Origin of the sequence: Nonomuraea candida (genome assembly GCF_000725485.1) — a bacterium.
In the GTDB taxonomy this organism is placed as follows: Bacteria; Actinomycetota; Actinomycetes; order Streptosporangiales; family Streptosporangiaceae; genus Nonomuraea; species Nonomuraea candida.
Map to the genome: position 1 here is coordinate 136,976 of NZ_JOAG01000015.1, position 26,621 is coordinate 163,596.

Here is a 26,621-nt window from a genome sequence, read left to right on the forward strand (position 1 = left end):
CCTCAGGAGTCGTAGCCCCAGCTTCGGCCGTCCCGCCGGCCACGGCGCAGCGTCGCGGCGGCGGCGTAGGTGTTGGTCAGCTCGTACAGGTCCAGGTAGGTCAGGTGCCGGCCGGAGCCGAGCTTGATCAGGGATCCGTCGCCCGACCAGCGGTGCCGTACGAAGGGCGCCACCCAGGCCGTCCCGTCGGCGCCCAGCTCGCAGGAGGCGGCGCCGTCGCCTTCGGCCCACTCCAGGCGCAGGCTGCCGCCGGTCACCAGGTAGTGGGTCTCCGCGGGTTCGACCAGGTCGCCGCCCGCGTCCCCGGTCACCCGCAGGTAGAGCCCGGACAGGTCGGGCAGGTGCGGCGCGCCGGCCAGCGAGGCCACCCGGTAGCCGCGGAAGTCGCGGGCCTCCCGGCGGCACTCCGCGATGTCCTTGTAGGTCTTGCCGACGGCGTCGTGCCGCAGTTGCCTGCGCAGCAGGAGCCGGTCGTCGAGGCCGAGCTTCCAGCCGAGTTCGCGCAGGTCGTCCACGGCCCCGTAGTCCAGGGCGGCGGCCAGTTTCTCCCCGCTCATCCCCAGCGCGGCGGCGGCCGACTCGAGGGTGTGGCCGCGGCGGGCCAGCAGGAGGTCGGCCAGCGCCCGCGGCGACACCTCGTCGCCGAGCCAGCCGAACAGCTCCTCCGCCGCCGGTTCCGGCCAGTCGTTGACGTCCTCCAGCAGGGCCGCCAGGTTCGACTGGCCGGTGTAGGAGACGATGCGCGCCGGGGTGCCGGAGGCGAGGGAGTAGCTGTGGGGGCAGTAGGAGGGCTCCAGGTAGGAGTCGCCCACGATCCACCTGTCCTCGCCCTTGTTGGCCTCGATGACCTGCCAGGTGGCGTCGGTCAGCTCCGCTCCCCAGCGGCCGTGGATGTCGCCGGGGCCCAGGTTGACGGTGATCGCGGGTTCGAGGTGCCCGTTGTTGAGGGCGGGCAGGCGGTCGGCGGGGCAGAGGATGTCCAGGATGACCGGCGCGACGGCGCCCGGCGGCGCGGCCATCGTGTAGTAGTTGTAGAAGTGGATGCCGTCGCGCTGGATCGGGCGGCGGGTTTCGGCCAGTTGCGCGGCCGTCCGGGTCACGACGGTCAGGTCGCGGCGGCCGCTGGCCGACAGGTGCTGGGGCGCCACGCCCAGCGCGTGCGCGAGCGGGGCCACATCCGCGTCCGGCCACTCGTCGCCGCCCGGTTTCTCCAGCAAGTCCGTCAGGCGCGCCTGGCCGAGTCCGGCCGCCTCGGCGACCTGCCGGAGCGTCATCTTCCTGACGTTCATCCAGTGAACGATCTTGTACGTGTCAAGACGCATGCTCGCCTCCGGGAAGTGTCCGAACGATGGTCAGGACTTGCGGGGGTGGAGCCGGGGGACGGACGGCGCCGCGGGCGGGCGTCGCCGCGCCCCGGCTTCGGTCACGACGTCAGGAGCCGGGCGAGAGCCGGGACGTCGAGGTGACGCGGGTTGTTGCCGGCACGGTCGTAGCCGAGCGCCTGGCGGGCGATCCGGGGCGCGTCCGGGCCGAGGTCGGGCACGCCGGGCAGGCCCGAGCGGGCCAGGAACGCCTCCACCCGCCCGGCCAGCGCCTCCGCGTCGCCGGCTCCGGCCGCCGCCGCCACGGCCGCGATGGCCTCCCGCACCCGGCCGGGGCCCCGGGAGTCGGCGCAGTCGTGGGCCTGCACCGCCGCGTTGAAGCGCACCGCACCGGCCAGGGTGACGCCACAGGCGTGCCCGTGGCTCAGGCCGTGGCGCAGGGTCAGCGGATAGGACAGGGCATGGCACACGGTGGTGCCCGCGATGGCGATGGCCCGCCCTGACAGGTGCCCGGCCAGGAGCAGGGCGTGCCGCTCCGCGGCGGACGGCGGGTGCGGAGGCTGGTCGAGCAGGTCGGCGAGCCGGCCCCAGGCGGCCGCGCCCAGCCTCTCCGCCCTCGCGTCCGACCTGGTGGACCACGCCGCCTCCACGCCCTGCGCCAGCGTGTCGAGCATGTTGCTGGTGAGCTGGCGCGAGGGGAGCCCGAGCAGCAGGTCGGGGTCGAGGATCGCGACCGCCGGCAGCAGGGACTCGCCTCGGAGCGAGAGCTTGCGGCCGCGGTCGACGTCCCAGACGGTGGCGAACGGGGTGGACTCCGCGCCGGTGCCGGGGGTGGAGGGCAGGGCCACGACGGGCAGTCCCGTACCCCGCGGGCCGCTCTCGCACGCCTGCGTCACCAGTGCCGGGGTGACCTCGGGCCCCGGGGCCAGGGCCGCGGCGGCCTTGGCCGCGTCCATGACGCTGCCGCCGCCCGCCGCCACCACGACTTCGGCGCGGTGCTCGCGCAGCGCGCGGGCCAGCTCCGCGACGGAGGCCGGCGTCGGCATTCCCGCCTGGACGCCCACGCGCGGGCGGAACGGCCGCAGGGCCTCGAGTAACGGGCCCGACCACGGGCGGCCGGAGAACCCGGCGCCGGTGACCAGGAACACGCGCGGGGCACGCCGTCGGTCACCCGCCGCCGCGCCTTCGATCTCCTCGGCGACGGCGCGGGACAGGCCCGCCCCGATCAGCGTTCGCGGAGCACCGGTCAGAAGCGTCTCGGTGGCGGCAAGGGGCGCAGACATGAAGGACAGACCTCTTCGGCAAAATGATAAAGGCACCCGATAAATGCGGAGGTATCGCGATGCCACTGGACCGCAAGGAAAATTGGCTAATCGACTCGATCGGCCGTTCCGCTCATTTCGTCAAAACAACACAGAGATCCACCCAGCACAAGCACACCTGGGTGCTCGCCCGGACACGATGCGTGACAGGCACCCGTGCGCGGAGGCGTAACGCAAGGTTAAGAGATGATTCACTCGTCATTCATGTGCAACTTGAATAATATTACGATTCGATAACAGCGGATGACAGCCCAAAAGCAGCCTTTCCCCATCACCCGGCCCGCGATCACCAGAAAACATAAAGATCGACTTAGAGCGGCGACTGGCACCATCACGAAATGCGATTCACCCGGCCTCGTCCCGCGGGCCCGTCATGACCGTCCCGGTTCCGCCCTGCCCCGCCCCGGCTCCGTATCCGGACGGCTTTCCGTCTCGTTGAAACAAAGCGATGATCGAAGTCTCCGCATCGGAAGGCAGGGCAACCATGAAAGGCTTCACCAGACGGCGTTTCATCCAGACCGTGGCGGTCACCGGCGCGGCCGCGGGCGCGGCGCCTGCCGCCCCCGCGGCGGGTGCCGCCGCGACGCGCCCCGAGGCGCTCACCCTCACCGGCCTGACCAACGGCACCGTGGCCGCCTCGCCCGCGGCCGACCGGCTCATCGTGGAAGCGCAGGGCATCTTGTGGTCCTTGCCGCGCACGGGCGGCACGGCCAGGGCCCTGACCTCACCCGACCTGGAGCCCACCCGCCCCACCTGGTCTCCTGACGGCTCCGCCGTGGCGATGTGCGCCTACCGGGGCGGCGGCTTCCACATCTGGACCATGGCCCCCGACGGCTCCGGATTACGCCGGCTCACGGACGGCCCCTGGGACGACAGGGGCGTGAGCTGGTCGCCCGACGGCAGCCGCATCGCCTTCGCCTCCGAGCGCGGCGGGGACCCCGCGGCGGGCAGCTTCTACCACGTCTGGACCGTGGAGGTCCGCACCGGACGGCTGACCCAGCTCACCGACGGCCCGCAGAACGACTACGACCCCGCCTGGTCGTCCGACGGCCGCATCCTGTTCGTCCGGGCCGACGCCGCGGGCGGCAGGACCATCGCCGCGGTCCCCGGCTCCGGCGGTGCGGTGAGCGTGGTGCGCACCGTGGACACCGGGTCCGTGGTGTGCCCCGCCGTCTCCCCCGACGGCTCGCGCGTCGCCTACGTCCACCTCACCACGGACGAGAACGGCCCGGTGGCCACGCTGATCGTGGACGGCGCGCCGGTCACGGCCGGCGAGGACGTCTTCGCGGTGCCGCCCGCCTGGCTGTCGGCCGACGAGCTGCTCTACCTCGCCGACGGGCAGATCCGCACCCGGCGGGTGACGGCCTCCGGCGCGGCCGCGGCCATCCCGTTCACGGCCGCGCTCAAGGTGTCCCGGCCGGCCTACCGGCGCAAGAAGTACGACTTCCGCTCGACCGGGCCGCGTGCCGTGCGCGGCGTCAACCAGCCGGTGCTCGCCCCCGACGGCAGGTCGGTGGCCTTCACCGCGCTCAACGCCCTGTGGGTGATGCGCCTCGGCGAGACGCCGCGCAAGCTCGTGCAGGCCGACCCGGAACACTACGTGCAGGGGCCCGCCTGGACGCCCGACGGCCGCGGCCTGCTCTACTGCAGCGACAAGGAGGGACTGAACGCCGTCTACCGTCACGACCTCGCCGACGGCACGGAGACCACGCTCGCCTCCGGCGGCAGGGTCAACCCCGCCGTGTCGCCCGACGGCGCCCGGCTCGCCTGCCACGACATGAGCGGCAACCTGCTGGTGCGCGACCTGGCCACCGGCGAGGAGCGCACGCTGGCGGCCCCCCTGGGCGGAGGCGGGCTGCCGGGGCCGCCCTCCTGGTCCCCCGACGGCCGCTACCTGGCGAGCGCCGACCGCAACCGGCTCACGGCGCGCTTCCGCGAGGGCTACAACCTCATCAGGGTCGTCGACACCCGGACGACCGGCCAGGCGGTGCTGTACGCGCCCCTGGGCCACACCTCGCTGTCGGACCGCCACGCCTCCGGCCCCGTGTGGTCGCCCGACGGGCGGTGGATGGCGTTCGTCGCCGAGTCGGCCCTGTGGGTGCTGCCGGTCCGGGCCGACGGCTCCCCCGCGGGACCGGCACGGCGGATCACCGACGAATCCGCCGACTTCCCCTCCTGGTCGGGCGACTCCCGCTCGATCCTCTACCTGTCCGGCGGAACGCTGCGCCTGATCCGGCCCGACGGCCACGGCCGGCGGACGCTGCCCACGCGGCTGCGGTACCGTCGCCGCGCGCCCGCTCCCTCCACGGTGACCCGCATCCACGCCGGCCGCCTCTGGGACGGCACCGGCGAGCGCGTCAGGCAGGACGTGGACATCCTCGTGCGCGGCAACACGATCGTCGGCGTCGAGGCGCACAGACCGCCGCGCGCCGGCGAGCGCCTCATCGACGCCCGCGCCCACACCGTGCTGCCGGGCCTGTGGGACTCCCACGTGCACCCCTGGAACCCGACCTACGGCAACCGGCAGAACCTGGCCAACCTCGCCTACGGCATCACCTCCGCCGTCTCGCTGGGCGGGTTCGCCTACGAGGGCGTGCACATCCGCGAGGCCCTGGCCGCGGGCCGGCTGGCGGGGCCGCGCCTGTTCGCCACCGGCGAGCTCATCGACGGCGACCGGGTCGCGTACAGCATGGGACGCGCGCACCGCACCCGTGACGGGCTGCGCCGCACCCTCGACCGGGCCGTGGCGCTGGACTTCGACTTCGTCAAGACGTACGTGCGCGCCCCCGGCTGGATCATGGCGGAGGGCGCCCGGGTCGCCCACTCCGAGCTGGGCGTGCTCGCGGGCAGCCACCTGGCCTATCCCGGCATCAACGTCGGCCAGGACCTGACCACCCACCTGCAGGCCACCCAGCGGCTGGAGCAGGGGCACCAGGTCTCCATGATGGGGCGCGCCTACCAGGACGTCGAGGAGATCTACCGGCAGCCCGGCTTCCACCTCGTCGCCACGCCGTTCTCGGCGCTGCAGCTCCTCGGCGCCGCGCCCGCGCTGGCCGACGACCCGCGCGTGGCCGCGCTGCTGCCGCCCTGGGACGTGGCCCTGGTCAGGACGACCGCCGCGGAGGCCCCCACCCGGGCCGAGCTGGTCAGGATCGAGACCGAGGTGGAGGTCTACAAGCGCATGCTGCGCGACGAGGCCGGGGGGATCGTGCTGGGCACCGACTCGCCGCTCTACCCGGTCGGCCTCCACCTGCATCTGGGGTTACGGGCGCTGCACATGTACGGTGTCACCCCGCTGCAGGCGCTGCGCATGGTCACGGTGCTTCCCGCCCGGGTGTTCGGCGTCGGCGACCAGCTCGGCACGGTCGAGCCCGGCAAGCTGGCCGATCTCACCTTCGTCGCGGGCGACCCGTTCACCGACTTCGACAGCCTGGTCGACACCCCGATGACCATGTGCGACGGCGTCCTGTACCGGCAGGAGGACCTGGTGGGCAAGCGGCCGCCCGCCGTCGCGCCGGCGGTCGCGCAGACCGACTGGCTGGAGACGTCCCGCGCCATGCGCAGGGACGGCTGCTGCTCCGACCACGGAGGATGAGGTGAAAGTCCGTCAGCGGGCCCGGTTCTCGACGGGCTGGCGCATGGTGGCCGCCCTGGCCGTCACGCAGACGGTCGGCTGGGGCGTGCTCTACTACGCGTTCGCCGTGTTCCTCGGCCCCCTGCAGCGTGACCTGAACGCCTCCGCCGGCCAGGTGACCGGCGCCTTCACCCTCGCCGTGCTCATCACGGGGGTGGCCGCGCCGCTGGTCGGCCGCTGGCTGGACCGGTACGGCGGGCGCGGCCTGATGACCGCCGGCTCGGTCATCGGGACCCTGGCGATGCTGGCCTGGTCCCGCGTGGAGAACCTGCCCTCCCTGTACGCGGTGCTCGCGGCCATCGGCGTGGCCTCCGCGCTGGCCCTCTACGAGCCCGCGTTCGCCGTCGTGGTCGCCTGGTTCGACCCGGACCGGCGGGCCAACGCGCTGCTGGCGGTCACGCTGATGGCCGGGTTCGCCTCCACCGTCTTCATGCCCCTCACGGCGCTGTTCGTGGAGCAGTACGGCTGGCGGACGGCCTCGGTGCTGCTGGCGGTGATCTTCGGCGTGACGACGATCCCGCTGCACGCCTTCTTCGTGCGCCGGCCGCGCCGCGCGGCGCCGGTGCGGCGGGAGCCCGCCGAGGACGCGGCCGGCCTCGACCGGGTGACGCTGAGGCAGGCCGTACGCGGCCGGGCCTTCTGGCTGCTGACCGTGGCGTTCGTGGCGCACAGCGCGGCCATCGCGATCATGGCGGTGCACCTGCTCGCCTACCTCGTCGAGCTGGGACATCCGCCCACGTTCGCGGCGGCCGTGACCGGGCTGCTCGGTGTCCTGTCGGTGACGGGCAGGCTGGTCGCCACCGGGCTGCAAAGGCGCTTTCGTCCCGCGACGGTCACCGCGGCCGTCTTCGCCGTCCAGGCCGTGGCCGTGGCCGTGCTGCCGCCCGTCGGCGACAGCACGCCGGGCGCGATCGCCTGCGTGATCGCCTTCGGCATCGGTTTCGGCGTGGGGACGATCGCCAGGCCGCTGCTCATCGCCGAGCACTACGGCGCCCCGGCCTATCCCATGATCGCGGGTACCCTGGCGCTGCCGACCATCCTGGCCAAGGCGCTCGGCCCGCTGGGCGCGGCCGTCCTCAGCCAGGCGTACGGCTATCCGGTCGTCATGCTGGCGGTCGCCGCGTGCTGCGTGGTGGCCGCGGCGCTGCTCGTGGCCTACGGCAGGTCCGGGACGGCGCACGCGTACGCCGGTTCCTGACCGGCGCACGCGTGCGCCGGTCAGGAACCGGCGCGCCGGGCCCAGGTCCCGGGCCGCGCACGAGCCCCACAGGAGCTGGGCCCGCGCACGGGCTCACAGGAGCTGGCCCGTGCGCGGGCTCACCGGGCCCGGGCCCGCGCGGGCTCAGCCGCCGGCGCGCAGGGCGGTGAGCCGGTCGGCCACGGCGGCCACGAAGTCCTCCGTGGTCAGCCACGTGCCGGCGCCCGCCAGCAGGGCCAGGTCCTTGGTCATGTGGCCCGACTCCACGGCCGCCACGCAGGCTTCCTCCAGCATGGCGGCGAACGCCGTCACCTCCGGCGTGCCGTCCAGCCGGCCCCGGTGGGCCAGGGCGCGGGTCCACGCGTAGATGGAGGCGACGGGATTGGTGGAGGTCGGCTCGCCCCGCAGGTGCCGCCGGTAGTGGCGGGTCACCGTGCCGTGCGCCGCCTCCGCCACCGCGGTGCGGCCGTCCGCCGTCATCAGCACCGACGTCATCAGCCCGAGCGAGCCGAATCCCTGCGCGACGAAGTCGGACTGCACGTCGCCGTCGTAGTTCTTGCACGCCCAGACGAAACCGCCCGGGGACTTGACCGCCTGGGCCACCATGTCGTCGATCAGCCGGTGCTCGTAGGCGATGCCCGCCCGTTCGAAGCCGTCCTTGAACTCGGTCTCGTACGTCTCGGCGAACACGTCCTTGAACCGCCCGTCGTACGCCTTCAGCACCGTGTTCTTGGTCGACATGTACAGCGGCAGGGCCCGGTCCAGCGCGTAACGCATGGTGGTCCTGGCGAAGTCGCGGATCGACTCGTCCAGGTTGAACATCCCGAGCACGACGCCGCCGCCGCGGAACTCGGCCACCTCCCTCTCGACGGGCTCGCTCCCGTCGGCCGGGATGTGGACCAGCCTTACGACGCCCGGCCGCGAGACGACGAAGTCGGTGGCCTCGTACTGGTCGGCGTGCGCGTGCCGGCCGATGACGATGGGGGCGGTCCAGCCGGGGACGAGCCGCGGGATGTTCCGCATGACGATGGGCTCGCGGAAGATGACCCCGCCGAGCAGGTTGCGGATCGTGGCGTTCGGCGAGGTCCACATCCTCTTCAGCCCGAACTCCTCGACCCGCGCCTCGTCGGGGTTGACGGTGGCGCACTTGACGCCCACCTTGTGCCGCTGGATGGCGCGGGCGGCGTCCAGCGTCACCTGGTCGCCGGTGGCGTCGCGGTTGTGGATCGACAGATCGTGGTAGTCCAGCTCGACGTCCACGTGCGGGAGCACGAGCCGCTCCTTGATCAGGCGCCAGATGACCCTGGCCATCTCGTCGCCGTCGAGGTCGGCCAGCGGGCCGCGTACCTGGATCTTCTTCATGGCCCGTCCCCGCTACGCGCCGCGCTCGCCGGCCTTGCCGTCCCCCGGGACCCTCCTGAGCAGGTCGGTCAGCGTGCCGGTCCGCCGCTCCTCCAGGGTCCGGACGCAGGTGATCAGTTCCTCGCGCAGCTCGGGCGTGACGAGCCCCTCGGTCAGCCCGGTGAACTTGGCCGTCGCGGAGACCCAGTCGGCGGGGCGGCGCCAGTGGCCCTCGTAGTCGCTCTTCTCCCGCTCCAGCACGGCGCCGCCGCGGGTGCGGACGCGGACCATGCAGGCCAGCTCGTCGGGGAAGCGCCTGGTGTACTCGGGCCGGTTCCTGATCACGACCCGGCCGAGCAGGTCCTGGACGTCCTCGGCGACGACCCGCTCGGGCGCGTACTGCGCCGGCAGCACCTGGCCGTCCAGGAGGGCGACGGCGAGCAGGTAGGGCAGGGAGTGGTCGGCCTCCTCCTTGGTGGCGATCCGGGTCTTCTCGCCGTCGCTGCCGCCGCCGATGATGTCGTACGCCACGTCGAACGTGTCGAGCTCCACCGCCTCGACGTCCGCCGCGCGCAGCCCGTGCTCGGCCCGCAGCTCCAGCAGCGCCTCCAGCGCGGGCTGGGAGTGCACCTCGGCGTTGAACCGCTTGACGAACGTCCGGGTGATCCGGTCGAAGCCCTCGCTCTGCCAGTCGATGGCGAACGGGCCGCTGATGGCGTCCATGAGTCCCTTGCGCCCGTCGAGCGCCCCGAGGGGGCCGGTGAGCCCACGGGCGGCGAGCAGCGCCAGGTGGACGGCCTCCGACGCGGCGTACGGGTAGGCCAGGCCCTTCCAGTGGGACAGCGAGGTGCGGGTGACCCGCAGCGCGTTGAGCGCCGTGCCGGCCATGGCCAGGGCGTGCGCCGCCTGGCCGGGCTCCAGCCGCAGCGCCCGCACCACGCCGGAGGTGGCCGCGAAGCCGGCGTGGGTGACGTGGTCGAAGTGCCGCGCCCGGACCGGTCCCTCCTCCGCCAGCTTGCACTGGACCTGGTAGGCCACCGCGAGCGCGGTGAGCAGCTCGCTGCCCGGCAGGTCCCGGTACTCCGCCGCGGCGAGCACCGCGCCGATGTTGTCGCTGGGGTGACAGGTCTCGCCCGGGGCGATGTAGGAGTCGTTGAAGTCGAGGTAGCGCACGAGCGCGCCGTTGTAGAACGCGGCGTCGCGGGGGGTGGCGTGGCCGCCGCCCACGAGTGACACGATCGGGGAGCCGCCGAACTCCGCGAGGTCCTGGCGCAAGATCGCGATCGGCGGGCCCTCCAGGGCCCCGATGGCGCAGCCCAGGGCGTCCAGCAGCCGGATCTTCAGCGCTTCGCGCGCGTCGCCCGGCAGGTCCTCGAACCTCGCCGACGTGGCGTATCGGGCCAGGTGCAGGGTCATGGGCTGGTCAGCCATTCGGGTGGCCTCTCTCTGCGGATGACGGGACGGGCAGGACGGGTCCTCCGGCGAAGGCGGTGACGGGCCTGATCAGCCGGTTGCCCGCGTGCTGCTCCAGCAGGTGGGTGCCCCACCCGACCAGCCGGGCCATGGCGAACGTGGCCGGGAACAGCGATCTGGGCAGCCCGACCGCCTCCATGACCAGCGCGGTGTACAGCTCCACGTTGGCGCGGAGCGTGCGTCCCGGGTTGGCCTCGTCGAGCAGGGCGGCGGCCCGCTGCTCCACCAGGCCGGCCAGGGCGAGCCGCGCGCTCCCCAGCCGGGTGGCGATCTCCCGCAGCACCTCGACGCGGGGGTCCACGGCGCGGTAGATGCGGTGGCCGAAGCCCATGATCCGCTCGTTCTTGACCAGCTTGTCGCGCAGCCACGGCTCGACGCGATCGGGTGAGCCGATCTCGTCCAGCATGTCGAGCACGAGCGTCGGGGCTCCCCCGTGCAGCGGCCCGCCCATCGCGCCCAGCGCACCGGACAGAGCGGAGCCGAGGTCGGCGCCGGTGGAGAAGATGACCCGGCCGGCGAAGGTCGAGGCGGCCATGCCGTGCTCGGCGGTGAGCATCAGGTACTGCTCCAGCGCACGGGCGTGCGCCGGCGGCGGCGCCTCGCCGGAGAGCATGTACAGCACGTTGGCGGCGTGGTCCAGGGCGGGATCCGGGGGCACGGGGTCCAGCCCCTGCCGCAGCCGGTGCATCGCCGCCAGCATGACGGGGGCGGTGACCAGGGTCTGGAGCACCTGGCGGCGCAGCGCCGCACGGTCCAGCTCCAGGACCGATGGCCAGTCGAGCGACCTGGCCAGGAGCAGGACGGCCGTCTGGAGCCAGCCGATGCCGCCGGCTCGCTCACCCAGCCCTGCCACGGCGGGCAGCAGGCCGGTGACCGCGGGCGGGATCGCGCTCAGCTCCGCGAGCTCGGCGGCGAATTCCGCGCGCCGCGCGGCGGACGGCAGTTCGCCGTCCACCAGAAGGCACCAGACCTCCGCCAGCTCGCAGTTATTGACCAGCTCGATCGCGTCGTAGTCGCGGTAGCGGTAGCGGCCGAGGTGGCCGTCCACGTGGGAAATGCCGGTATGGCAGAGGACAATGTCGTTGAGTCCGTACACGACGGGCCCGTGGGCATCGCTCACGACTTCCATCCTTGGCGCTCGTGATTTCGTGAATATGGTCAGCAGCAGCCTTCCATTAAGGATGGCAATAGCTGCCGTTCATCTCCTTTCCGCGCACTTGAGTGGTGCACACCGGCAAATGATTCCAGTCGCGACTCTAAGTTGATCTTTATATTTGCTTGCGATGGGCGGTCTTTCTGGTTGTATGGGACACGGCCTTCGCGTCCGTTTTCCGAATAGCCCCCGGGGGGAGATTCTCCTGAAGCTCTTTCTGCTCGGGCCCGTGCACGCCAGCGTCGCGGATCGGCCGATCGATCTGGGCGTGCGCAAGCAGCGGTTCGTGCTGGCGCTGCTCGCCCTCGAAGTCAACAAGCAGGTGACCACCGAGCGGCTGGTGGAGCTGATCTGGCCGCGTGACCCGCCGGTCACCGCCCGGGGGATGATCCACACCTACATCAGCGGCCTGCGTGGCGCCATCGCGCGGGCGAACTGTTCCGGGGTCTCCGTGGAGCGCACGGTGGGCGCGTACCGGCTGTGCTGCGACCCCGACCACATCGACGTGCACCGCTTCCGCGCGCTGCTCACCGAGGCGAAGATCGCAGACGACGAGACCAAGGTGGAGCTGTTGCACAGGGCGCTGGCGCTGTGGCGCGGGCCCGCGCTGGCGGGAGCGGCCCCCGAGGACGTCAGGGAGACGGTGTGCAGGGGCCTCGACGAGGCCCGCCTGACCGCCGTCGAGGACCTGATCGCCGCCCAGCTCCGGCTGGGCCGCCACGAGGAGCTGCTGGAGAGGCTGCTGTCGCTGGCCGCCGAGCACCCCGGCAGGCCGCGCCTGATCGGCGGGCTCATGCAGGCCCTGCACCGGGCCGGCCGTACCGCCGAGGCCCTGACGATCTACCAGCAGACGCGGCAGCACCTGGGCGACGAGCTGGGCCTGGACCCTCCCGCCGAGCTCCAGGAGCTGCATCTGAGCATCGTGCGCAACGATCCGGTGCGAGCGCCCGGCACCGCGCCGCGCCACGATCCGGCTCCCGCTCCGCGGCAGCTTCCCGCCGACCTGCCCGCCTTCGTGGGCCGCGCCGACGACCTAAAGTCCCTGCTCGCCCTCGCGGATGACGAACGGGCCGGATCCACCGTGGTGGTCGGGATGATCGACGGCATGGCGGGCATCGGCAAGACGGCGCTCGCGGTGCACGCCGCCCACCGGCTGGCCGACCGGTTCCCCGACGGTCAGCTCTTCGTGGACCTGCACGGTTTCACCCACGGAGTCACACCCGCCACGCCCGCCGATGCGCTGTACGGGCTGCTGTGCGCCCTCGACATCCCGCGGGAACGCATACCGCGCCGGCTCGACGAGCGGGCGGCGCTGCTGCGCTCCACGCTGGCGGGCAGGCGGGTGCTGATCCTGCTGGACAACGCCCTCGGCGAGGCGCAGATCCAGCCGCTGCTGCCCGGCTCTCCCGGCTGCCTCGTGCTGATCACCAGCAGGCACCGGCTGGACGGCCTCGACGACGCCCACCGGATCAGGCTCGAAGCGCTGCCGCGGAACGACGCGATCGCCATGTTCACCAGGATCGCCGGAGACGGACATCCGCACGCGCTGGTGGCCGAGCTGGTGGAGCTGTGCGGGCGGCTGCCGCTGGCCATCCGCGTCGCGGCGGCGCGGCTGCGGGCCAGGCCCGCCTGGACGCTGGCCCACCTGGTCGACCGGCTACGAGACCCCAACCGCCGGCTGGCCGAGCTGGAGGTGGGGCAGCGCAGCGTCACCTCGGCCATCGACCTGTCCTACCGGCAGCTCACCCCCGCCCAGCAGCGCTTGTTCCGGCTGCTCGGCCTGCACCCCGGGCCCGACGCGGACGCCTACTCCGCCGCCGCGCTCGCCGACACCACGCTCGACCAGGCCGACCGGCTGCTCGACGACCTGCTTGAGGCCGGCCTGGTCCACGAGCCGATGCCGGGCCGCTACCGAATCCACGACCTGCTGCGGGCCTACGCCGCCGCGGAGGAGTCGGGCTCGCAGCGGCAGTCCGCCCTGGGACGGCTCCTCGACTACTACACGCACACCGCGGCGAAGGCCATGAAGACCCTCTATCCCTTCGCGACGCCGCAGCGCCCCCGCGCCAAGAGGACGCCGGCGCCCGTGCCCTCCTTCCCGACGCCCTCGCACGCCAAGCGGTGGCTGAACACCGAGCTGGCGAATCTGCTGGCCACCGCCCGGCAGGAGCAGCCGGGCCACGCCCCGCACCTGCCCGCGATCCTGCACCTTCACCTGCGCACCCGCGGCGCCCGCACCGAGCCGGTGCACACCCGCGTGCTGCAGATCGCCAAGCGCACACGAGACGAGTACGCCCAGGCGGAGGCGCTGCTCAGCCTGGGCGAGCTGCACCTGAGAAGCGGCCGTTTCGCTCAGGCCGACGACCTGCTGTCGCAGGCGCTGGCCCTGGCGCAGGCGATCGGGCACGTCTCCTTCCAGACCGAGGCGCTGACGAGCCTGGGCGAGGCCCGGTTGCAGAGCGGCCTGCACCGGCAGGCCTACGACTGCTACGAGCGCGCGCTGTCCATCGCCACCGAGACCGGCCACCTCGCGGAGCGGGCCGACGCCCTGGGCGGGCTCGGCCACGCGCACCTCCAGACGGGCCGCCTGGACGAGGCGGGCGACTGCCTCCACGACGCGCTGACCGCCTCCCGCGAGATCGGCCATCCCGCGGGGGAGCTGACGGCGCTGCTCGGGCTCGGCCGTCTCCACCTGCGCATGAGCAACAGGCGGCAGGCGAGCGAGCACTTCCAGGAATGCCTCGCGCTCTGCCGGCGCACCGCCAACACGATCTGCGAGGTGTACGCGCTGCTCGGGCTGGGCTACGTCGGCCGGCGAGAGGAGGGGGCCGAGCACTTCCGGCGCGCCCTGACGGCCGCCCGGCGCGCGGGAGACCGCGTGGGCGAGATGTGGGCGCTGATCGGGCTGGGCCACTGCCATCGCAGGGCGGCGCGGCACGACCGCGCCGAGGAGTGCTTCAGCCGCGCGCTCGCCCTCTCCGACGAGCTCCGCCACCCCGCCGGGCGCTTCGAGGCCACCCATGGCCTCGGGTACGCCAGCATCGGGGCCGGGCGGTTCGAGCAGGCCGTGGCCTACCAGCAGGCCGCGCTCGACCAGCTCAAGGAGCTGGGTCACCGGCACGACGAGGCCCGGGTCCACCATGGGCTGGCCATGGCCTACCACGCGCTGGGGCGTACGGACCGCGCGTGGGAGCACCGGCGGCAGGCTTGGCGGATGGTCACCCCGTCGAAGGCGTGACCGTCGGCAGGCCGCTCCGGCGGGTCCGGGCCGGCCCCGGCCGTCCCGGCCGTCCTGACCGGCACATGACCGGCACATGACCGGCACAAGCGGCGCCAGGGGCGCGGGCGGGTCAGGAGCCGATGCGGCGGCGCACGTACGCCGAGAGCTGGTCGACCGCGACCACGAGCACCAGGACGATCGCCAGGTGGGTGACCATCTCGTCGAACCGGAAGAGCTTGATCGACTGGTTGATCAGGAATCCGATGCCGCCCGCCCCCACCAGGCCGAGCACCAGCGACGAGCGCACGTTGACGTCGAAGCGGTAGAAGAGCAGCCCGACGAGCTGCGGGACGACGGCGGGCAGCACCGCGTGCGCGGCCGACTGCACCCCGGACGCCCCTCCCACCCGCAGGGCGTCACGCGGGCCGAGGTCGATCTCCTCCATCGCCTCGGCCCACAGCTTGCCCATGACGCCGGTGTTGTGGAAGATCAGCGCCAGCACGCCGGCGAACGGGCCCAGGCCCACGGCCGTGACGAAGACCAGCGCGAAGACGACGTCCGGCACGGAGCGCAGGAACGACAGCACCGACCGGGCCGTCTGGTAGGCCCAGTGGCCCGGCGAGGTGGTCCGGGCGGCCAGCACCGCGAGGACGAGCGCGAAGGGCACCGAGAACGTGGTGCCCAGCAGCCCGATGCCCAGCGTGACGAGCGCGGCCTGCAGGCCGGGCAGCAGCACCCCCTCCCACGACAGGTCGGGCGGCAGGGCCTGCGCGGCGAAGTCCGCCATGCCGCGCCAGCCCTGGACGAGGGCGGCCGGGGAGAACTCGGTGCCGTTCCAGGCGAGCACGTGCGCGATCACGATGGCCACCGTGAGCCCGGCGGCGGTCGCGGTGACGGGCCGCCGGCGCGGCGGGACGAGGCGGGCCTCCGGCGGAAGCGTGCCCGTGGTGCTCACTGCTGCTCCTGGTCGGGGTGGTGACGGCCGGAATGGTGATCGTCTGTCGTGGCCTGGCGGCCGGCGGCCTGGCGGTCGGGGGCGTACAGGGTGGCCAGGTCCGTCTCCGTGAGCGCCGTGGCCGGCAGGTCCAGTGCGGCACGGCCGTGCAGCAGGCCGGCCACGCGGTCGGCGTGCCGCCGGGCCAGGTCGGGCTGGTGCAGCACGGCGGCCACGGCCAGGCCCTGGTCGTGGGCGAGGTCGGCCAGGAGGGCGACCACCTGCTCGGCCGCGGCGGGGTCGAGGGCGGAGACCGGCTCGTCGGCGAGGATGATCTCCGCGCGCTGGCACAGGGCGCGGGCGATGGCCACCCGCTGGCGCTGCCCGCCCGACAGCCGCCCGGCCGGCTCGGCGGCCCGGTCGGCCATCCCGACCCGGTCCAGGCAGGCCATGGCCTCCTCGCGCAGCTCGCGCGGGAAGAGGATCGGGGTGAGCGAGCGGTGCAGCGGCAGCCGTCCCAGGGCGCCGGCGCAGACGTTGTCCAGGGCGCTGCGGCGGTGGACGAGGTGGATCTGCTGGAAGATCATCGCCAGCCGCCTGCGCACCGCCGCGCCGGCCTCCTGGCCGCCCAGCCGGTCGCCGTGGACGAGGATCTCGCCCGCGTCGGGCGTCTCCAGGCCGACGACGCAGCGCAGCGCGGTGGACTTGCCGCTGCCGTTGGCGCCGAGCAGCGCGAGGAACTCGCCGGGGGCGAGGCTCAGGTCGAGGCCGTCCAGCACGGTCCTGCCGGAGAACGCCTTGCGCAGCCCGCGCACGGTGAGCGCGGGCCGGGCGGCGTCGCCCGGAACGGCGTGCCGCGCACCCTCGGCCGCCCGGCCCTGGGGCGGCGTGGGCGCGACCCTGGAGGCCCCGCCCTGGCGGGGCGTGGGTGCGGACCCGCCGCCCGCCGGCGGGGAGGTCATGGGCGCAGGCACGGACCCGCCGTCCCCCGCGGGGGAGGTCATGGGCACAGGCACGGACCCGCCGTCCCCCGCGGAGGAGGCCAGGGCCACGGGGGCGGGCCGGGTGCCCGCCGGTGGGGAGGTCATGGTCACACGTCCTTCTCGGTCAGGTTGAGCGCGGTGGCCAGGTCGAACAGGGGCTTGTAGGTCTCCTTGCCGACCGCGACGAGCGGCCCGGGCGGGTTCACGTCCAGGAACGCGCCCACCTTGGCCACGTCGGACGGCCCCAGCTTCAGCAGCGCCGAGGCGATCGCCTCGCGCAGGGCCGGATCGAGCTTGCCGGAGACGGTGATGGGGTCGTTCGGGATGGGGTCGGAGGTCCAGATCTGGCGGTATCCGGCGGGGTCGAAGCTGCCTTCGGCCTGGGCGGTGGCCAGTTGCTGGCTGTTGATCTCGGCCGCGTCCACCTTGCCGTTGGTCAGGGCGAGCAGCGCCTCGGGGTGCCCGCCCGCATAGTCGATCTTGACGCTGGTCTCGGCCACGCCCTGGGTCTTGAGCGCGTACCTGGGCAGGGCGTCGCCGGAGGTCGAGCCGGGGCTGGACAGGGCCAGGGACTTGCCCGCCAGGTCCTTGACGGACGTGATCGGCGAGTCCTTGGGCACCCAGATGCCGGCGGTGTAGGTGGTCAGGGCGCCCTTGGCGTCGGCGAAGGAGGCGACGGGCTGCGCGTCGGCCATGGTGCTGGCGAAGACGTAGCCGAGCGGGCCGAACTGCGCCATCTCCAGCTGGCCGTTGCGCATGGCGAGCACCTCGGCGGAGTAGTCCTCGACGATCTTCAGCTCGACCTTGCAGTCCAGCGTGCGCTGGAGGGCGGCGGCCAGGGTCTCGTAGGCGGGCTTGAGCTTGGCGGGGTCCTCGTACGGCTCGATGCCGAAGCGGATCCTGCCGTCGGGGCAGGTGACGCCGGTCTTGCCGGCGGCCGTCTCCGTCTCACCGCCGCCGCAACCGGTCAGCAGCAGAGCAGGCAGCACGGCCAGAGCGGCCAGGGCAGGTCGTGTGCGCATGGGTTCTCCTCGAAAGTTCATGGGGTCGGCCCGGGGAGGCCGTGGAAAGGCCGGGCGGCAGCGATCAGGCCGCATGGCAGCGGCCGGGCCGGGCGCGACGGCCGGACCCGGAGGTGGCGGTCAGGCCGGGCGCGACGGCCGGACCCGGAGGTGGCGGTCAGGCCGGGCGCGACGGCCGGACCCGGAGGTGGCGGTCAGGCCGGGAGGCCGTCGAGGACCTCGGGGGCCAGGCCCAGAGCGGTGGTCATGCCGATGCCGGACGTGACGGACACGACCCGCACGCCGGGCATCGGGTCGGCGATCAGGAACGGGTCCGGGGCCGAGGCGTAGACGCCGCGCCACCGCTCCCGCACGGTCAGCCGCCCGGCGCCCAGCAGGCGGGCGGCCTCGGCCAGGACGTGCCGGTCGAGCTCGTCGTCGTCGAACGGCTCCGGCGTGACGGCGTAGGCGTGGGTGTCGCCGACGATGAGGTCGCCGTCCGGGCGCTGGGTGAACATGAGGTTCAGGCCGATGCCGGTCAGCTCCGGCCGTTCGCTCTCCAGGCGGGCCCGCAGGGCCGGCTGGGAGGGGCAGGCGCGGAAGCCGTCGTAGCGCAGCAGCGAGAATCCGGACAGCACGGCGGGGGCGACGGCCCGCCGGTGGGGGTCGGCGACGCGCAGCATGCGCAGCACGCAGCGGCGCAGCCCCGCGCGCTCGGCCAGGCCGGGGAAGTGGCGATCGACGTCGTGGCCGACAGCCATGATGACGTGGCCGGCCCGGATCGGACCCCGGCTGGTGGTCAGCAGGCCGGGCTCGACGACCTGGGCGGAGGTGGCCCAGTGGAAGCGCACGCCCTGCCCGGCCAGCCAGGCGGCGATGGCGTGCACGGCCGCGCGCGGATCGAGTCGCACGTCCAGCGGCAGCCAGGCGCCGCCCACCACCTCGGGGCCCACGGTCACCCGTTCGGCCACCCGGTCCCGGCCGAGCAGGACGGCCTGGCCGTCGCGGGCGGCGGCGAACTCCTCCAGCACCGCGTACTCGTCGTCGGCCCTGGCGACCACGACGGTGCCGCTCTCCTCGATCCAGAGCCCCGCCTCCTTGGCCAGGCGCAGCCAGGCGGTCCTGGCGGTCATGGCGTAGCGCAGGGCGTCGCCGTCCTGGGCGGTGAAGCAGCCGTGCCCGAAGTTGCGCACCGAGGCGCCGACGGCGTGCTCGTCCCGCTCGACCACCACGACGGACAACCCGCGGGCCACGGCCTCCACGGCGTGGGCCAGGCCCACGACTCCCGCTCCGACGATCACGAGATCGGCCGCGTCGAGAAACCGTTCCCGCGGCTGATGACTTGTCATGATAAGTACGCTGCCGCGCCCGGACCGGTGCCGTCAATCCAGATCCCGATATGTCATCTTGCGTTTGCCTTCATGTCATTTATCCAGCTCACATAGGCATTTACGGATCGGGCGACTTCCCCGACATGTCGGCGCTCCTGTATGGTCAAGTGCCATGGACGCACCCCTCCACGAACGCGTCGCGTCAGACCTGCGCCGCCGGATCAGCTCGGGCGAGCTGCCGGTGGGCGCGCCCCTCCCCTCCGAGTCGCACCTGTGCGAGCAGTGGGGCATCTCGCGAGGCCCCATCCGCCAGGCGCTGGCCACGCTGCGCGCCGAGGGCCTGATCGGCGGCGGGCGCGGCAAGCCGCCGGTCGTGCGCAGCCAGAGCATGCCGCAGCCGTTCGAGACGTTCCTGTCGTTCTCGCGCTGGGTGGAGCTGATGGGCCGCACGCCCGGCCAGCGCACGCTGGAGATCGCCCGCCGCCCGGCCACCCCGGAGGCGTGCGACGCCCTCGGCCTGGAGGAGGGCGAGCCCGTCGTGCAGATGGTGCGGCTGCGGCTGCTGGACGACGTGCCGGCCATGGTCGAGCGCACCACGTTCGTGTGGCCGGTCGGGCGGCTGCTGTTCGACTTCGACTGCGACTCCGGCTCGGTCTTCGCCCACCTGAGCCGGTGCGGCGTGGACCTGAGCCGGGCCCGTCACGTCATCGACGCGATCGGCGCCGACGAGACCGACGCCGAGCTGCTGGGCGTCCCCCTCGGCGCGCCCCTGCTGCGCGAGCGCCGCCAGACCTCCTCCGCGGCCGGCGAGCCCGTCGAGTTCTCCGACGACCGCTACCGGCCCGACCTCGTCTCGTTCACCATCGACAACTCCCAGCAGACCCACCCGGCGCTGGTACGCAGCCCGGGCGGCCTGCTCCCCAACCTCGTTCCCCAAGGAGGGACATCGTGATCGAACTGGCGGTCCTCGACATCGCCGGCACCACCGTGGAAGAGCACGGCGCCGTCTACCTCGCGCTGGAGGAGGCCGTGCGCGCCGCGGGCGGCGACCCGTCGGCCGCCGCGATCCGGCGCTGGATGGGCGCCGACAAGCGCGAGGCCATCACCGCGCTGCTGGCCGAGTCGCAGGGCGGCGCGCCCGCCCCGGAGACCGTCGACGCCGCGTTCGCCGACTTCCGCGCGCGGCTGGACGCGGCCTACGCCGCCCGGCCGCCCGCGCCCCTGCCCGGCGTGCCCGAGGCCATCGCCACGCTCCGCGCGGCCGGCGTGAAGGTGGCGCTGACCACCGGGTTCGACCGCGAGGTGACCACCGCGCTGCTGGCGGCGATCGGCTGGCAGGACGGCGTCCTGGACGCGGTGGTGTGCGTGGACGACGTCCCGTCCGGCCGGCCCGCCCCGTACATGATCTTCCGGGCGATGGAGGCGACCGGCGTCCGCGACGTCGGCCGGGTGCTCACCGCCGGCGACACCGTGCGCGACCTGGAGGCCGGCACCAACGCGGGCGCCCGCATCGTGGCCGGGGTGCTCACCGGCAGCCAGGACGCCGCCGCCCTCGGCGCCGTCCGCCACACCCACCTCCTGCCCGGCGTCGCCGCCATCCCCGCGCTGCTCTCCCTGAGCTGAACGCCTCGGCAGCGGGACGGGACGGCGGGGACCGGGGGGGACGGGACGGGGGGACGGGGCGGCGGTCAGGGGGGAGGGCTGAGGAAGCTCGTGCGGTGGTGGGCCACCAGGTCGGCCAGGGCGGGCTCGAACTCGGCGACGATCTGCCTGACCCGGAACTCCGCGAGCGGGCCCAGCGTGTCGTAGACCTCTCGGCCAGCCGGTAGTAGGTGCGCCGCCCGGACTTGGACGACTCCAGCAGCTCCCGCCGCGCCAGGCGGGACAGCGCGGCCCTGGCGGCGACGGCCGACACGCCGAACTCCCCCGCCAGCCGCACCAGCGCGGCCGAGGGCAGCTGCTCGGTCCGGCCGATCCAGTAGTCGCCCAGCAGCGTCGTGATCAGATGTTGCGGGGACGAGCCCGCCTGGAAGCGCGGAAGGTCGACGTCGCCCGCCTCGGCCGCCCATGCGCCGCCGGCCACCGTTGGAGTATAGGGACCGGCCCCGTCATCCGGCGGGCGCCGGCCGAGGCGTCCGTACGCGTCCGGGGCCGCCCCGTCATCCGGCGGGCCGATGCGGGACCGTCCCCGTCATTCTGCGGGCCGATCCGGGACCGTCCCCGTCATTCTGCGGGTGTCAACCGGAGGCGGCCGTAGGGGTTGTGGAACAGGTCGCCCTCGTCGTAGCGGTCGCAGGCGCCGGTGCGCAGCAGCCAGCGCGGGGAGTCCCCGGTCAGGCGGAAGCCTTCGCCGTCCTCGATCTCCTCCGCGCGCGGGTCGGTCAGCAGGTAGATCGCCAGCGTGTCCAGGAGCGCGACCAGGTCGAGCAGCTCGTCCCCGGTGGGCGGCTCCGCGCCGACCTCGACCTCCACCTCGGGCGCGCCGAGCAGGTGCATGCCGCAGCTGTAGAGCACCCGGCCGTCGAAGATGGGGCGCTTCACCCAGGCGGCCACCAGGGCGGCGGCCAGGTCCTCGTCCTTGGCGTCGGCCGCCCGGTCGGCCAGCGCGAGCCAGCGGTCGCGGCCGTGCGTGATCCCGCTGCTCTCGTTCTTCACCGCCGCGGCGCCCGCGCGCAGCAGGGCCGCCGTCGCGGCGAGCAGCCGCCGCGAGGTGCCGGCCGCCAGCTCCCGCGCCATCGGCGGGGACAGCAGGTAGCCGACGCTGTCGTGGGACTCCACCGCCGCCCAGTCCGCCTCGGTGAACGAGGCCGCCGCCAGCCCGGCCTCGAACGCGGTCGGCATCCGCGCATCGGGTCCGGCCTCGGAGCATTCGCGGTCAAGGACGAAACCACCAAAATCGGCTGCGATCCGTTCCATCTCCGGAAGGCCCAGCCCTAAGCCGAGCACGCACAACACGTGCCGGGGAAACGCTTCACTCATCCCGGCACATTACCGATCACCACCGGCGTCCCGCGCCGATTCCGCCCGATCCCGGCGGAAGAGATTTCCCCGATCCCGGCCGGTCGTCGTGCGGGCCCGGCGGAGTTCGTGCGGGCCCGGGCGGGTCCGGGTGGGCCCAGGGGGCTCCGGGTGGGTCCAGGCGGGGTCTGGTGGGCCCAGGCGGGGTCTGGTGGGCCCAGGCGGGGTCCCGGTGGAGTCGGGCCCTGGTGGGTTCGGGTGGGTCCGGGCGTGGTGGAGCGGCCGTCACCGGGCGGGGACGGCCGCTCACGGCCGGTCGGTCAGGTGCCGGCCCTACTCATAGGGCTTCTTGAGGAAGCCGCGGATGAAGCCGACGACGAACGTCGTGCCCCGGCCCACGGGGTCCATCCAGTCCCCGTAACGGGGGATCATGTTGATGCCGCCGCCGATGTTGTGGGTGACGTACTTGTCCTGCCATTCGAGCCCGGTCTGGAAGCCCTTGTTCACCCTCGGGTGCCGGATCGCGGCCCGCTGGATGAAGCCCTGCCGGTGGTTGCGGGCCGGCTGCGACGCCTGCTCGCGCCGGGCCTTGGGCGGCGAGGGCCGCTGCGTCGACTTGCGGCTGGTGGGACGGCTGGCGGGCCGCTGCCTGGACGTGGGCTTGGGCCTGCTCGCCCGCCTGGTCACGGCCCTGGCCGCGGCCTGGCGCCGCCGGTTGGCCGCGGCCCTGCGCGCCGCCTCGGCCGCCCTGCGGCGGGCCGCCGCCTGTTGCGCCCGCTGCCTGGCCTCGGCCGCGCGTTTCCTGGCCTCGGCCGCCGCGCGCTTGCGCGCCATCGCCTCCGCCTTGCGCCTGGCCGCCTCCTGGGCCCGCCGCCGGGCCGCCTCCGCGGCCCTGCGCCTGGCCGCCTCGGCCGCCCTGCGCCGCGCGGCCTCGGCCGCCCTGCGCCGGGCCGCCTCCAGGGCGCGCCGCCGGGCCGCGGCGATCGCCGCCCGCCGGGCCGCCGCCTGCGCCGCCCGCCTGGCCGCGGCGCGGGCCGCGACCCTGGCCGCGATGCCCACGACGAACCAGACCCACTGGCCGTCGGGGTCGCTCGCGCTCACCGGGCTGTTGCTGGCGTAGGCGTAGGCGTTGAGCTGCTGCGGGTCCTCCTCTTCGATGATCGGGTCGACCGAGATGAAGCGGCCGAACTTGGGGTCGTACTCGCGGGCCCCGAGGTGCACGAGCCCGGTCGTGGCGTCGTTGGTGCCGCCGACGAAGCCGCGCTGTCCCGGCCACCAGGGTGGTGGCGTGCCGCGTTCCTCGCCGAACGGCGTCTGCCTGCGCACGGCCAGCTCGCCGGTCGCGGCGTTGACCGCGGCCGCCGCGGTGCCCTGGTGGTCGTTGACCAGGAAGTAGACCTGGTCGTCCGGGGTGCGCACGGCCACGGCCTGGTCGTTGAGGGTGTAGTAGCGGGTCTGCTCGACGGTGTCCTTGGCGTAGTCGAGCCGCAGCTCCATGTCGTCGATGTAGAGGGTGGCGTCGGTGGGGGTCTTGCGCAGCAGGCGGTCGCCGTCGGCGTCGTAGATGAACGACGTCGTCTTGCCCGCCTCGGTCACCGACTCCAGGTTGCCCTCGGCGTCCCACACCAGGGCCTGGTCGGTGGTGCCGACCTTGCGCCGGGTGGTGTTGCCCGTGGCGTCGTACTCGAAGACGTCCGCGCCGACCGCCTTCAGCGCGTGCGGCTGGGGGCCGCCGGCCTCGGGGTAGACGTAGTCGCGGACCTGCTCGCCGGTGCCGCCCCAGGCGTGCCTGGTCTCCTTGACCCGGTTGCCCGCGGCGTCGTAGGCGTAGCTGACCGCGTACGGCGCCACGCCGCCGATCCTGCCCTCGGCCGGGCCGGAGGCGCAGTCGTCGGTGGAGGTCCAGGCGGAGGTCAGGCGGCGCAGGTGGTCATGGGTGAAGCACTGCGTGTCCTGCCCGCCGGCCCGGTCGGTGATCTTGGTAACGTTGCCGATCGCGTCGTAGGAGTAGCCGAGGTCGAGGTCGGTCGCGGTGGCGCCCTCGCGGTCCAGCCGCATGCCGGTCAGGCGGCGGGTGGCCTCGTCGTGCGCGTAGGTGAGCCAGGCCTTCTTGCCGCCGGTGTCCAGCTCGTACTGCAGGGTCTCGCCGAGCTTGGAGTAGCGGGCGGCGGTGACGTACGACGACCGGCCGCTGACCTTGACCGGCTGGCCCAGCGCGTCGTAGCTGTAGACGACCGACTCCTCCGCCAGCCCGCCGGCGGCGGGGAAGCTGACGGACTGCACCTTGTCGTCGAGCGTGTAGCGGGTGTTGAGCACGTACGAGCCGGCCAGCTTGCCCTCCCGCTCGGGGATGGTGACGGTCTGCCGCAGCGTGCGGTAGTCGGCGTCGATCGCGTTGATCTCGGCCGTGTACGCCTGCCCGCCCACGTACCGGATGGCGGCGTTCAGGTGGCCCTTGGCCAGGCCGTCGTACTTCCACTCGGCCAGCAGCGGCCCCGTGGCGGAGCCCTCGCGCAGCTGGGTCTTGCGGCCGAGCTGGTCGTAGCCGTACCAGAGGGTCTTGCCGCGGGCGTCGGTGGTGGTGACGATCTCGTCGGCGTCGTTGGACAGGCGCCCGGCGTGGTCGTAGGTGTACTTGGTGGACTCGTACTCGCCGGTCGGGGTCGCGCCCTTGTACTGGCGCAGCTCGATCAGCCGGTCCTCGGCGTCGCCGATGCGGGTGGTGGCGGTGCCGCCTGGCGGCGGCGTCACGTGCAGCCGGTCGCCCTCCCGCTCGGCCGTGACGCGGTACTTCTCCGCGCCCTTGGCCTTCATGATCTCGGCGCTGACCTCGCCCGTGCCGTCGAACTGCGAGACGATCTGGGTGGGCACGTCGGCGTCGGCGACCGCCAGCAGTTGCGTGGAGGGGGCGCCGGTCGCGAAGTAGCCGGTGTTCTCCTTGTGCTTCTCGCCCTGGGAGTTGTAGAAGGTGTCGGTGATCGTGCGGCCGTCACGCAGCGCCGGGTCCTGCGTCTGGTCGTCCCTGGGGGCGGGCTCCTGGGTCTGGCGCTCGCGCATCAGGCCGTCGAACAGCTCGTGGCTGGTGGTGTAGGAGCCGTCCGCGCCCAGCGTCTTGGTGGTGACGTAGCTGGGCCCGTCGGTGCGCATGACGTAGGCGTACTCGGTGCTGGGCGACTGCCCGGCGGCCTTGCTGCGGTCGGGCTGCCAGACCTTGACCAGCCGGCCGAGCGGGTCGTACTCCATGTCCACGCGGCGGCCGGCCGCGTCGATCTCGGCGACGGGCTCGCCCCAGGCCGGTTCGAGCAGGGTGCGCTCGACGTGGCCGAGCTGGTTCGTCTCGGTGGTCTCGGTGGGCGGCCCGCCGGTGGCCGGGCTGTAGGCCGTGACGGACTTGGTGCCGACCGGGTCGGTCTCGCTGATCTCGCGGCCGTAGACGTCGTAGGCGCGGGTGGTGCCGGTGATCGTCGTGCCGTCCGCGGAGACGAGCTCCTGGACGGAGGTCACGTCGCCCTTGGTCGGGGCCTGGCCGTGCGGCTGGCCGTCGTACTGGACCTTCTCGTCGGAGATGACCTCCTCGGCGGCCAGCGTGGACACCGCGGAGCCGCAGCCGGCGGCGACCTTCTGGACGCGGCTGGGGTAGTCGAGCATCCAGCTCGTGTCGTTGCGGGCGTAGGTGTAGCGGGTGCACTGGTCGTCGTCGGTCTTGGCCAGGTCGCCCTTCTCGTCGACCTGGAGGAGCAGGCCCCTGGTGTCGTACGAGCGGTCCTCGCCGGTGCGCCGCCACTTGCCGCCCGCCAGCGCGGTGCGGGTGACCATGGACTGGGCCTCGACGATGTGCGCGGCCTTGGTGACGCCGCCCTGCGTGGACTCGGCCGTCTTGACCGACCAGGGCTGCTCGGCGGTCGCGGTCACGATCGCGCCGCCGTCGCGCGGAAGTCCGACCACGTGCGGTGCTCGGGCTTGACCAGGATGTTGTCGGCGTAGCGCCAGGCGGCGCCGTCCAGGTACTCGTAGCTGGTGACCACGTTGGGCGAGCCCGCGACGCGGTCGACCTCGATCGTCTGCGCCACCACGTACTTGTGGAACCAGTCGGTGACCTCCGCCTCGTTGGCCGGGGCCCAGCGCTGCGGGAAGCACCGCTTGGTGTTCTTGTCGGCGGCCGGCAGCGCGCCCGCCGCGCACTCGGCCGGCGCGTAGTTGACCCGCAGCTCGCCGCCCGACTCGTTGTTGATGGCCTGCACCCGCCACTTCACCAGCGGCGCGCGGCCCTCGGTCGCGTCCACCCGGTTCGGCAGCTGCACCCCGACGAACGTGATCGGCGGCAGCGACAGCGTGCCGCCCACGTGGCCGGTCTGCTGGATCGAGGCCAGCCACAGCGCCGGGCTCAGCCCGTCGCCCGTGGCGGGGAACTGGTGCTTCAGCGTCCAGGAGTCCACCGGCGAGAACTGGCCGGCGGCGTCGCGCACCTGCGTGGTGACCTTGGTCAGCCGCTTGCGCGAGAAGTACGTCGGCGCCAGCCGGTCGGTGCACTTCACGCCCGCGTCGCAGATCTGGTCGAACGGCACGTCCGGCCAGTGGCTCGCGGTCTCCTTCTTGAGCTGCTCGGGCGCGCAGGTCACGGTGCCGCCCGGCAGGCAGCGCTCGGCCACCTCGAACAGCACCCGGGCCGCCGGGGCCTTGGTGAACAGCTCGTTCTTCAGGTAGCCGTAGTCGATGCGGGTCAGGTAGGCGGCGCGCACGTACGGGGTGCC

General features: G+C 73.5%; 18 protein-coding genes. 5 read left to right on the forward strand and 13 right to left on the reverse strand.

Annotated elements, in window-relative coordinates; translation table 11 throughout:
- Window positions 1–2: 2 nt before the first annotated feature.
- Window positions 3–1,322 (reverse strand): hypothetical protein, encoded by a 1,320-nt coding sequence (locus tag IO39_RS15680; RefSeq protein WP_043622605.1) that lies wholly within the window; start codon window positions 1,320–1,322, stop codon window positions 3–5.
- A gap of 101 nt (window positions 1,323–1,423) precedes the next feature.
- On the reverse strand, window positions 1,424–2,605 hold the full coding sequence (locus tag IO39_RS50660; protein WP_052422943.1) for an iron-containing alcohol dehydrogenase: 1,182 nt from the start codon (window positions 2,603–2,605) through the stop codon (window positions 1,424–1,426).
- Window positions 2,606–3,128: 523 nt separating this feature from the next.
- On the opposite strand from IO39_RS50660, the gene IO39_RS15690 reads away from it, so the two are divergent.
- On the forward strand, window positions 3,129–6,239 hold the full coding sequence (locus IO39_RS15690; RefSeq protein WP_043622607.1) for an amidohydrolase family protein: 3,111 nt from the start codon (window positions 3,129–3,131) through the stop codon (window positions 6,237–6,239).
- A 1-nt stretch (window position 6,240) separates the two neighbouring features.
- Window positions 6,241–7,476: an MFS transporter gene (locus IO39_RS15695; RefSeq protein WP_043622609.1), complete on the forward strand. Its 1,236-nt coding sequence runs from the start codon at window positions 6,241–6,243 to the stop codon at window positions 7,474–7,476.
- Between the two features lie 144 nt (window positions 7,477–7,620).
- On the opposite strand, the gene IO39_RS15700 is transcribed toward IO39_RS15695, so the two are convergent.
- From IO39_RS15700 to IO39_RS15710, 3 genes are read right to left on the reverse strand one after another with little or no spacing between them, the layout of a single operon-like run.
- Window positions 7,621–8,838 carry an NADP-dependent isocitrate dehydrogenase gene (locus IO39_RS15700; protein WP_043622614.1) on the reverse strand — a complete coding sequence of 406 codons (1,218 nt, stop codon included), beginning with the start codon at window positions 8,836–8,838 and terminating at the stop codon, window positions 7,621–7,623.
- Between the two features lie 12 nt (window positions 8,839–8,850).
- Window positions 8,851–10,248 carry an MmgE/PrpD family protein gene (locus tag IO39_RS15705; RefSeq protein WP_052422945.1) on the reverse strand — a complete coding sequence of 466 codons (1,398 nt, stop codon included), beginning with the start codon at window positions 10,246–10,248 and terminating at the stop codon, window positions 8,851–8,853.
- A complete protein-coding gene (locus tag IO39_RS15710; RefSeq protein ID WP_043622616.1) occupies window positions 10,241–11,410 on the reverse strand; it encodes a citrate synthase in 1,170 nt (389 codons plus the stop codon). The genes IO39_RS15705 and IO39_RS15710 overlap by 8 nt, the downstream gene beginning before the upstream one ends.
- Window positions 11,411–11,672: 262 nt before the next feature.
- Here IO39_RS15710 and IO39_RS15715 point away from each other — a divergent pair, with 262 nt between their 5' ends.
- Complete coding sequence (locus tag IO39_RS15715; protein ID WP_052422947.1) at window positions 11,673–14,681, forward strand: AfsR/SARP family transcriptional regulator; 3,009 nt, start codon at window positions 11,673–11,675, stop codon at window positions 14,679–14,681.
- A 112-nt stretch (window positions 14,682–14,793) separates the two neighbouring features.
- On the opposite strand, the gene phnE is transcribed toward IO39_RS15715, so the two are convergent.
- The 4 genes from phnE to IO39_RS15735 all read right to left on the reverse strand — a co-directional run bounded on the left by phnE (window position 14,794) and on the right by IO39_RS15735 (window position 18,930).
- Window positions 14,794–15,618 (reverse strand): phosphonate ABC transporter, permease protein PhnE, encoded by an 825-nt coding sequence (gene phnE, locus IO39_RS15720; RefSeq protein ID WP_043622617.1) that lies wholly within the window; start codon window positions 15,616–15,618, stop codon window positions 14,794–14,796.
- Entirely contained in the window at window positions 15,615–16,685 is a 1,071-nt protein-coding gene (locus IO39_RS15725) for a phosphonate ABC transporter ATP-binding protein (RefSeq protein ID WP_063765282.1), read from the reverse strand. Before IO39_RS15725 ends, phnE begins: the two co-directional genes overlap by 4 nt.
- A 2-nt stretch (window positions 16,686–16,687) precedes the next feature.
- Window positions 16,688–17,602 (reverse strand): phosphate/phosphite/phosphonate ABC transporter substrate-binding protein, encoded by a 915-nt coding sequence (locus IO39_RS15730; protein WP_043622619.1) that lies wholly within the window; start codon window positions 17,600–17,602, stop codon window positions 16,688–16,690.
- Window positions 17,603–17,796: 194 nt separating this feature from the next.
- Window positions 17,797–18,930: a TIGR03364 family FAD-dependent oxidoreductase gene (locus tag IO39_RS15735; RefSeq protein WP_052422948.1), complete on the reverse strand. Its 1,134-nt coding sequence runs from the start codon at window positions 18,928–18,930 to the stop codon at window positions 17,797–17,799.
- A 154-nt stretch (window positions 18,931–19,084) separates the two neighbouring features.
- Here IO39_RS15735 and IO39_RS15740 point away from each other — a divergent pair, with 154 nt between their 5' ends.
- Window positions 19,085–19,864, forward strand: a complete 780-nt coding sequence (locus IO39_RS15740; RefSeq protein WP_043622632.1) for a GntR family transcriptional regulator — start codon at window positions 19,085–19,087, stop codon at window positions 19,862–19,864.
- Window positions 19,861–20,535 carry a phosphonatase-like hydrolase gene (locus IO39_RS15745; protein WP_043622633.1) on the forward strand — a complete coding sequence of 225 codons (675 nt, stop codon included), beginning with the start codon at window positions 19,861–19,863 and terminating at the stop codon, window positions 20,533–20,535. Before IO39_RS15740 ends, IO39_RS15745 begins: the two co-directional genes overlap by 4 nt.
- Here the strand turns inward: IO39_RS15745 and IO39_RS57720 are convergent.
- The 4 genes from IO39_RS57720 to IO39_RS56035 all read right to left on the reverse strand — a co-directional run bounded on the left by IO39_RS57720 (window position 20,438) and on the right by IO39_RS56035 (window position 26,609).
- On the reverse strand, window positions 20,438–20,995 hold the full coding sequence (locus IO39_RS57720; protein ID WP_245641987.1) for a hypothetical protein: 558 nt from the start codon (window positions 20,993–20,995) through the stop codon (window positions 20,438–20,440). The genes IO39_RS15745 and IO39_RS57720 overlap by 98 nt on opposite strands.
- Window positions 20,996–21,135: 140 nt before the next feature.
- Window positions 21,136–21,753 (reverse strand): hypothetical protein, encoded by a 618-nt coding sequence (locus IO39_RS50665; RefSeq protein WP_052422949.1) that lies wholly within the window; start codon window positions 21,751–21,753, stop codon window positions 21,136–21,138.
- Between the two features lie 450 nt (window positions 21,754–22,203).
- Window positions 22,204–25,815 (reverse strand): RHS repeat domain-containing protein, encoded by a 3,612-nt coding sequence (locus IO39_RS15755; protein ID WP_052422950.1) that lies wholly within the window; start codon window positions 25,813–25,815, stop codon window positions 22,204–22,206.
- The gene (locus tag IO39_RS56035; protein ID WP_052422951.1) at window positions 25,779–26,609 is read right to left on the reverse strand and encodes a hypothetical protein; all 831 of its coding nucleotides are present in this window, start codon (window positions 26,607–26,609) and stop codon (window positions 25,779–25,781) included. Before IO39_RS56035 ends, IO39_RS15755 begins: the two co-directional genes overlap by 37 nt.
- Window positions 26,610–26,621: the final 12 nt, after the last annotated feature.

Excerpts from the sequence above, each read along its gene's own strand:
- IO39_RS15680 (WP_043622605.1), bottom strand. The coding sequence starts at position 1,322 with ATGCGTCTTGACACGTACAAGATCGTTCACTGGATGAACGTCAGGAAG.
- IO39_RS50660 (WP_052422943.1), bottom strand. The coding sequence starts at position 2,605 with ATGTCTGCGCCCCTTGCCGCCACCGAGACGCTTCTGACCGGTGCTCCG.
- IO39_RS15690 (WP_043622607.1), top strand. The coding sequence starts at position 3,129 with ATGAAAGGCTTCACCAGACGGCGTTTCATCCAGACCGTGGCGGTCACC.
- IO39_RS15700 (WP_043622614.1), bottom strand. The coding sequence starts at position 8,838 with ATGAAGAAGATCCAGGTACGCGGCCCGCTGGCCGACCTCGACGGCGAC.
- IO39_RS15705 (WP_052422945.1), bottom strand. The coding sequence starts at position 10,248 with ATGGCTGACCAGCCCATGACCCTGCACCTGGCCCGATACGCCACGTCG.
- IO39_RS15725 (WP_063765282.1), bottom strand. The coding sequence starts at position 16,685 with ATGACCTCCCCACCGGCGGGCACCCGGCCCGCCCCCGTGGCCCTGGCC.
- IO39_RS15730 (WP_043622619.1), bottom strand. The coding sequence starts at position 17,602 with ATGCGCACACGACCTGCCCTGGCCGCTCTGGCCGTGCTGCCTGCTCTG.
- IO39_RS15735 (WP_052422948.1), bottom strand. The coding sequence starts at position 18,930 with ATGACAAGTCATCAGCCGCGGGAACGGTTTCTCGACGCGGCCGATCTC.
- IO39_RS15740 (WP_043622632.1), top strand. The coding sequence starts at position 19,085 with ATGGACGCACCCCTCCACGAACGCGTCGCGTCAGACCTGCGCCGCCGG.
- IO39_RS50665 (WP_052422949.1), bottom strand. The coding sequence starts at position 21,753 with ATGCCGACCGCGTTCGAGGCCGGGCTGGCGGCGGCCTCGTTCACCGAG.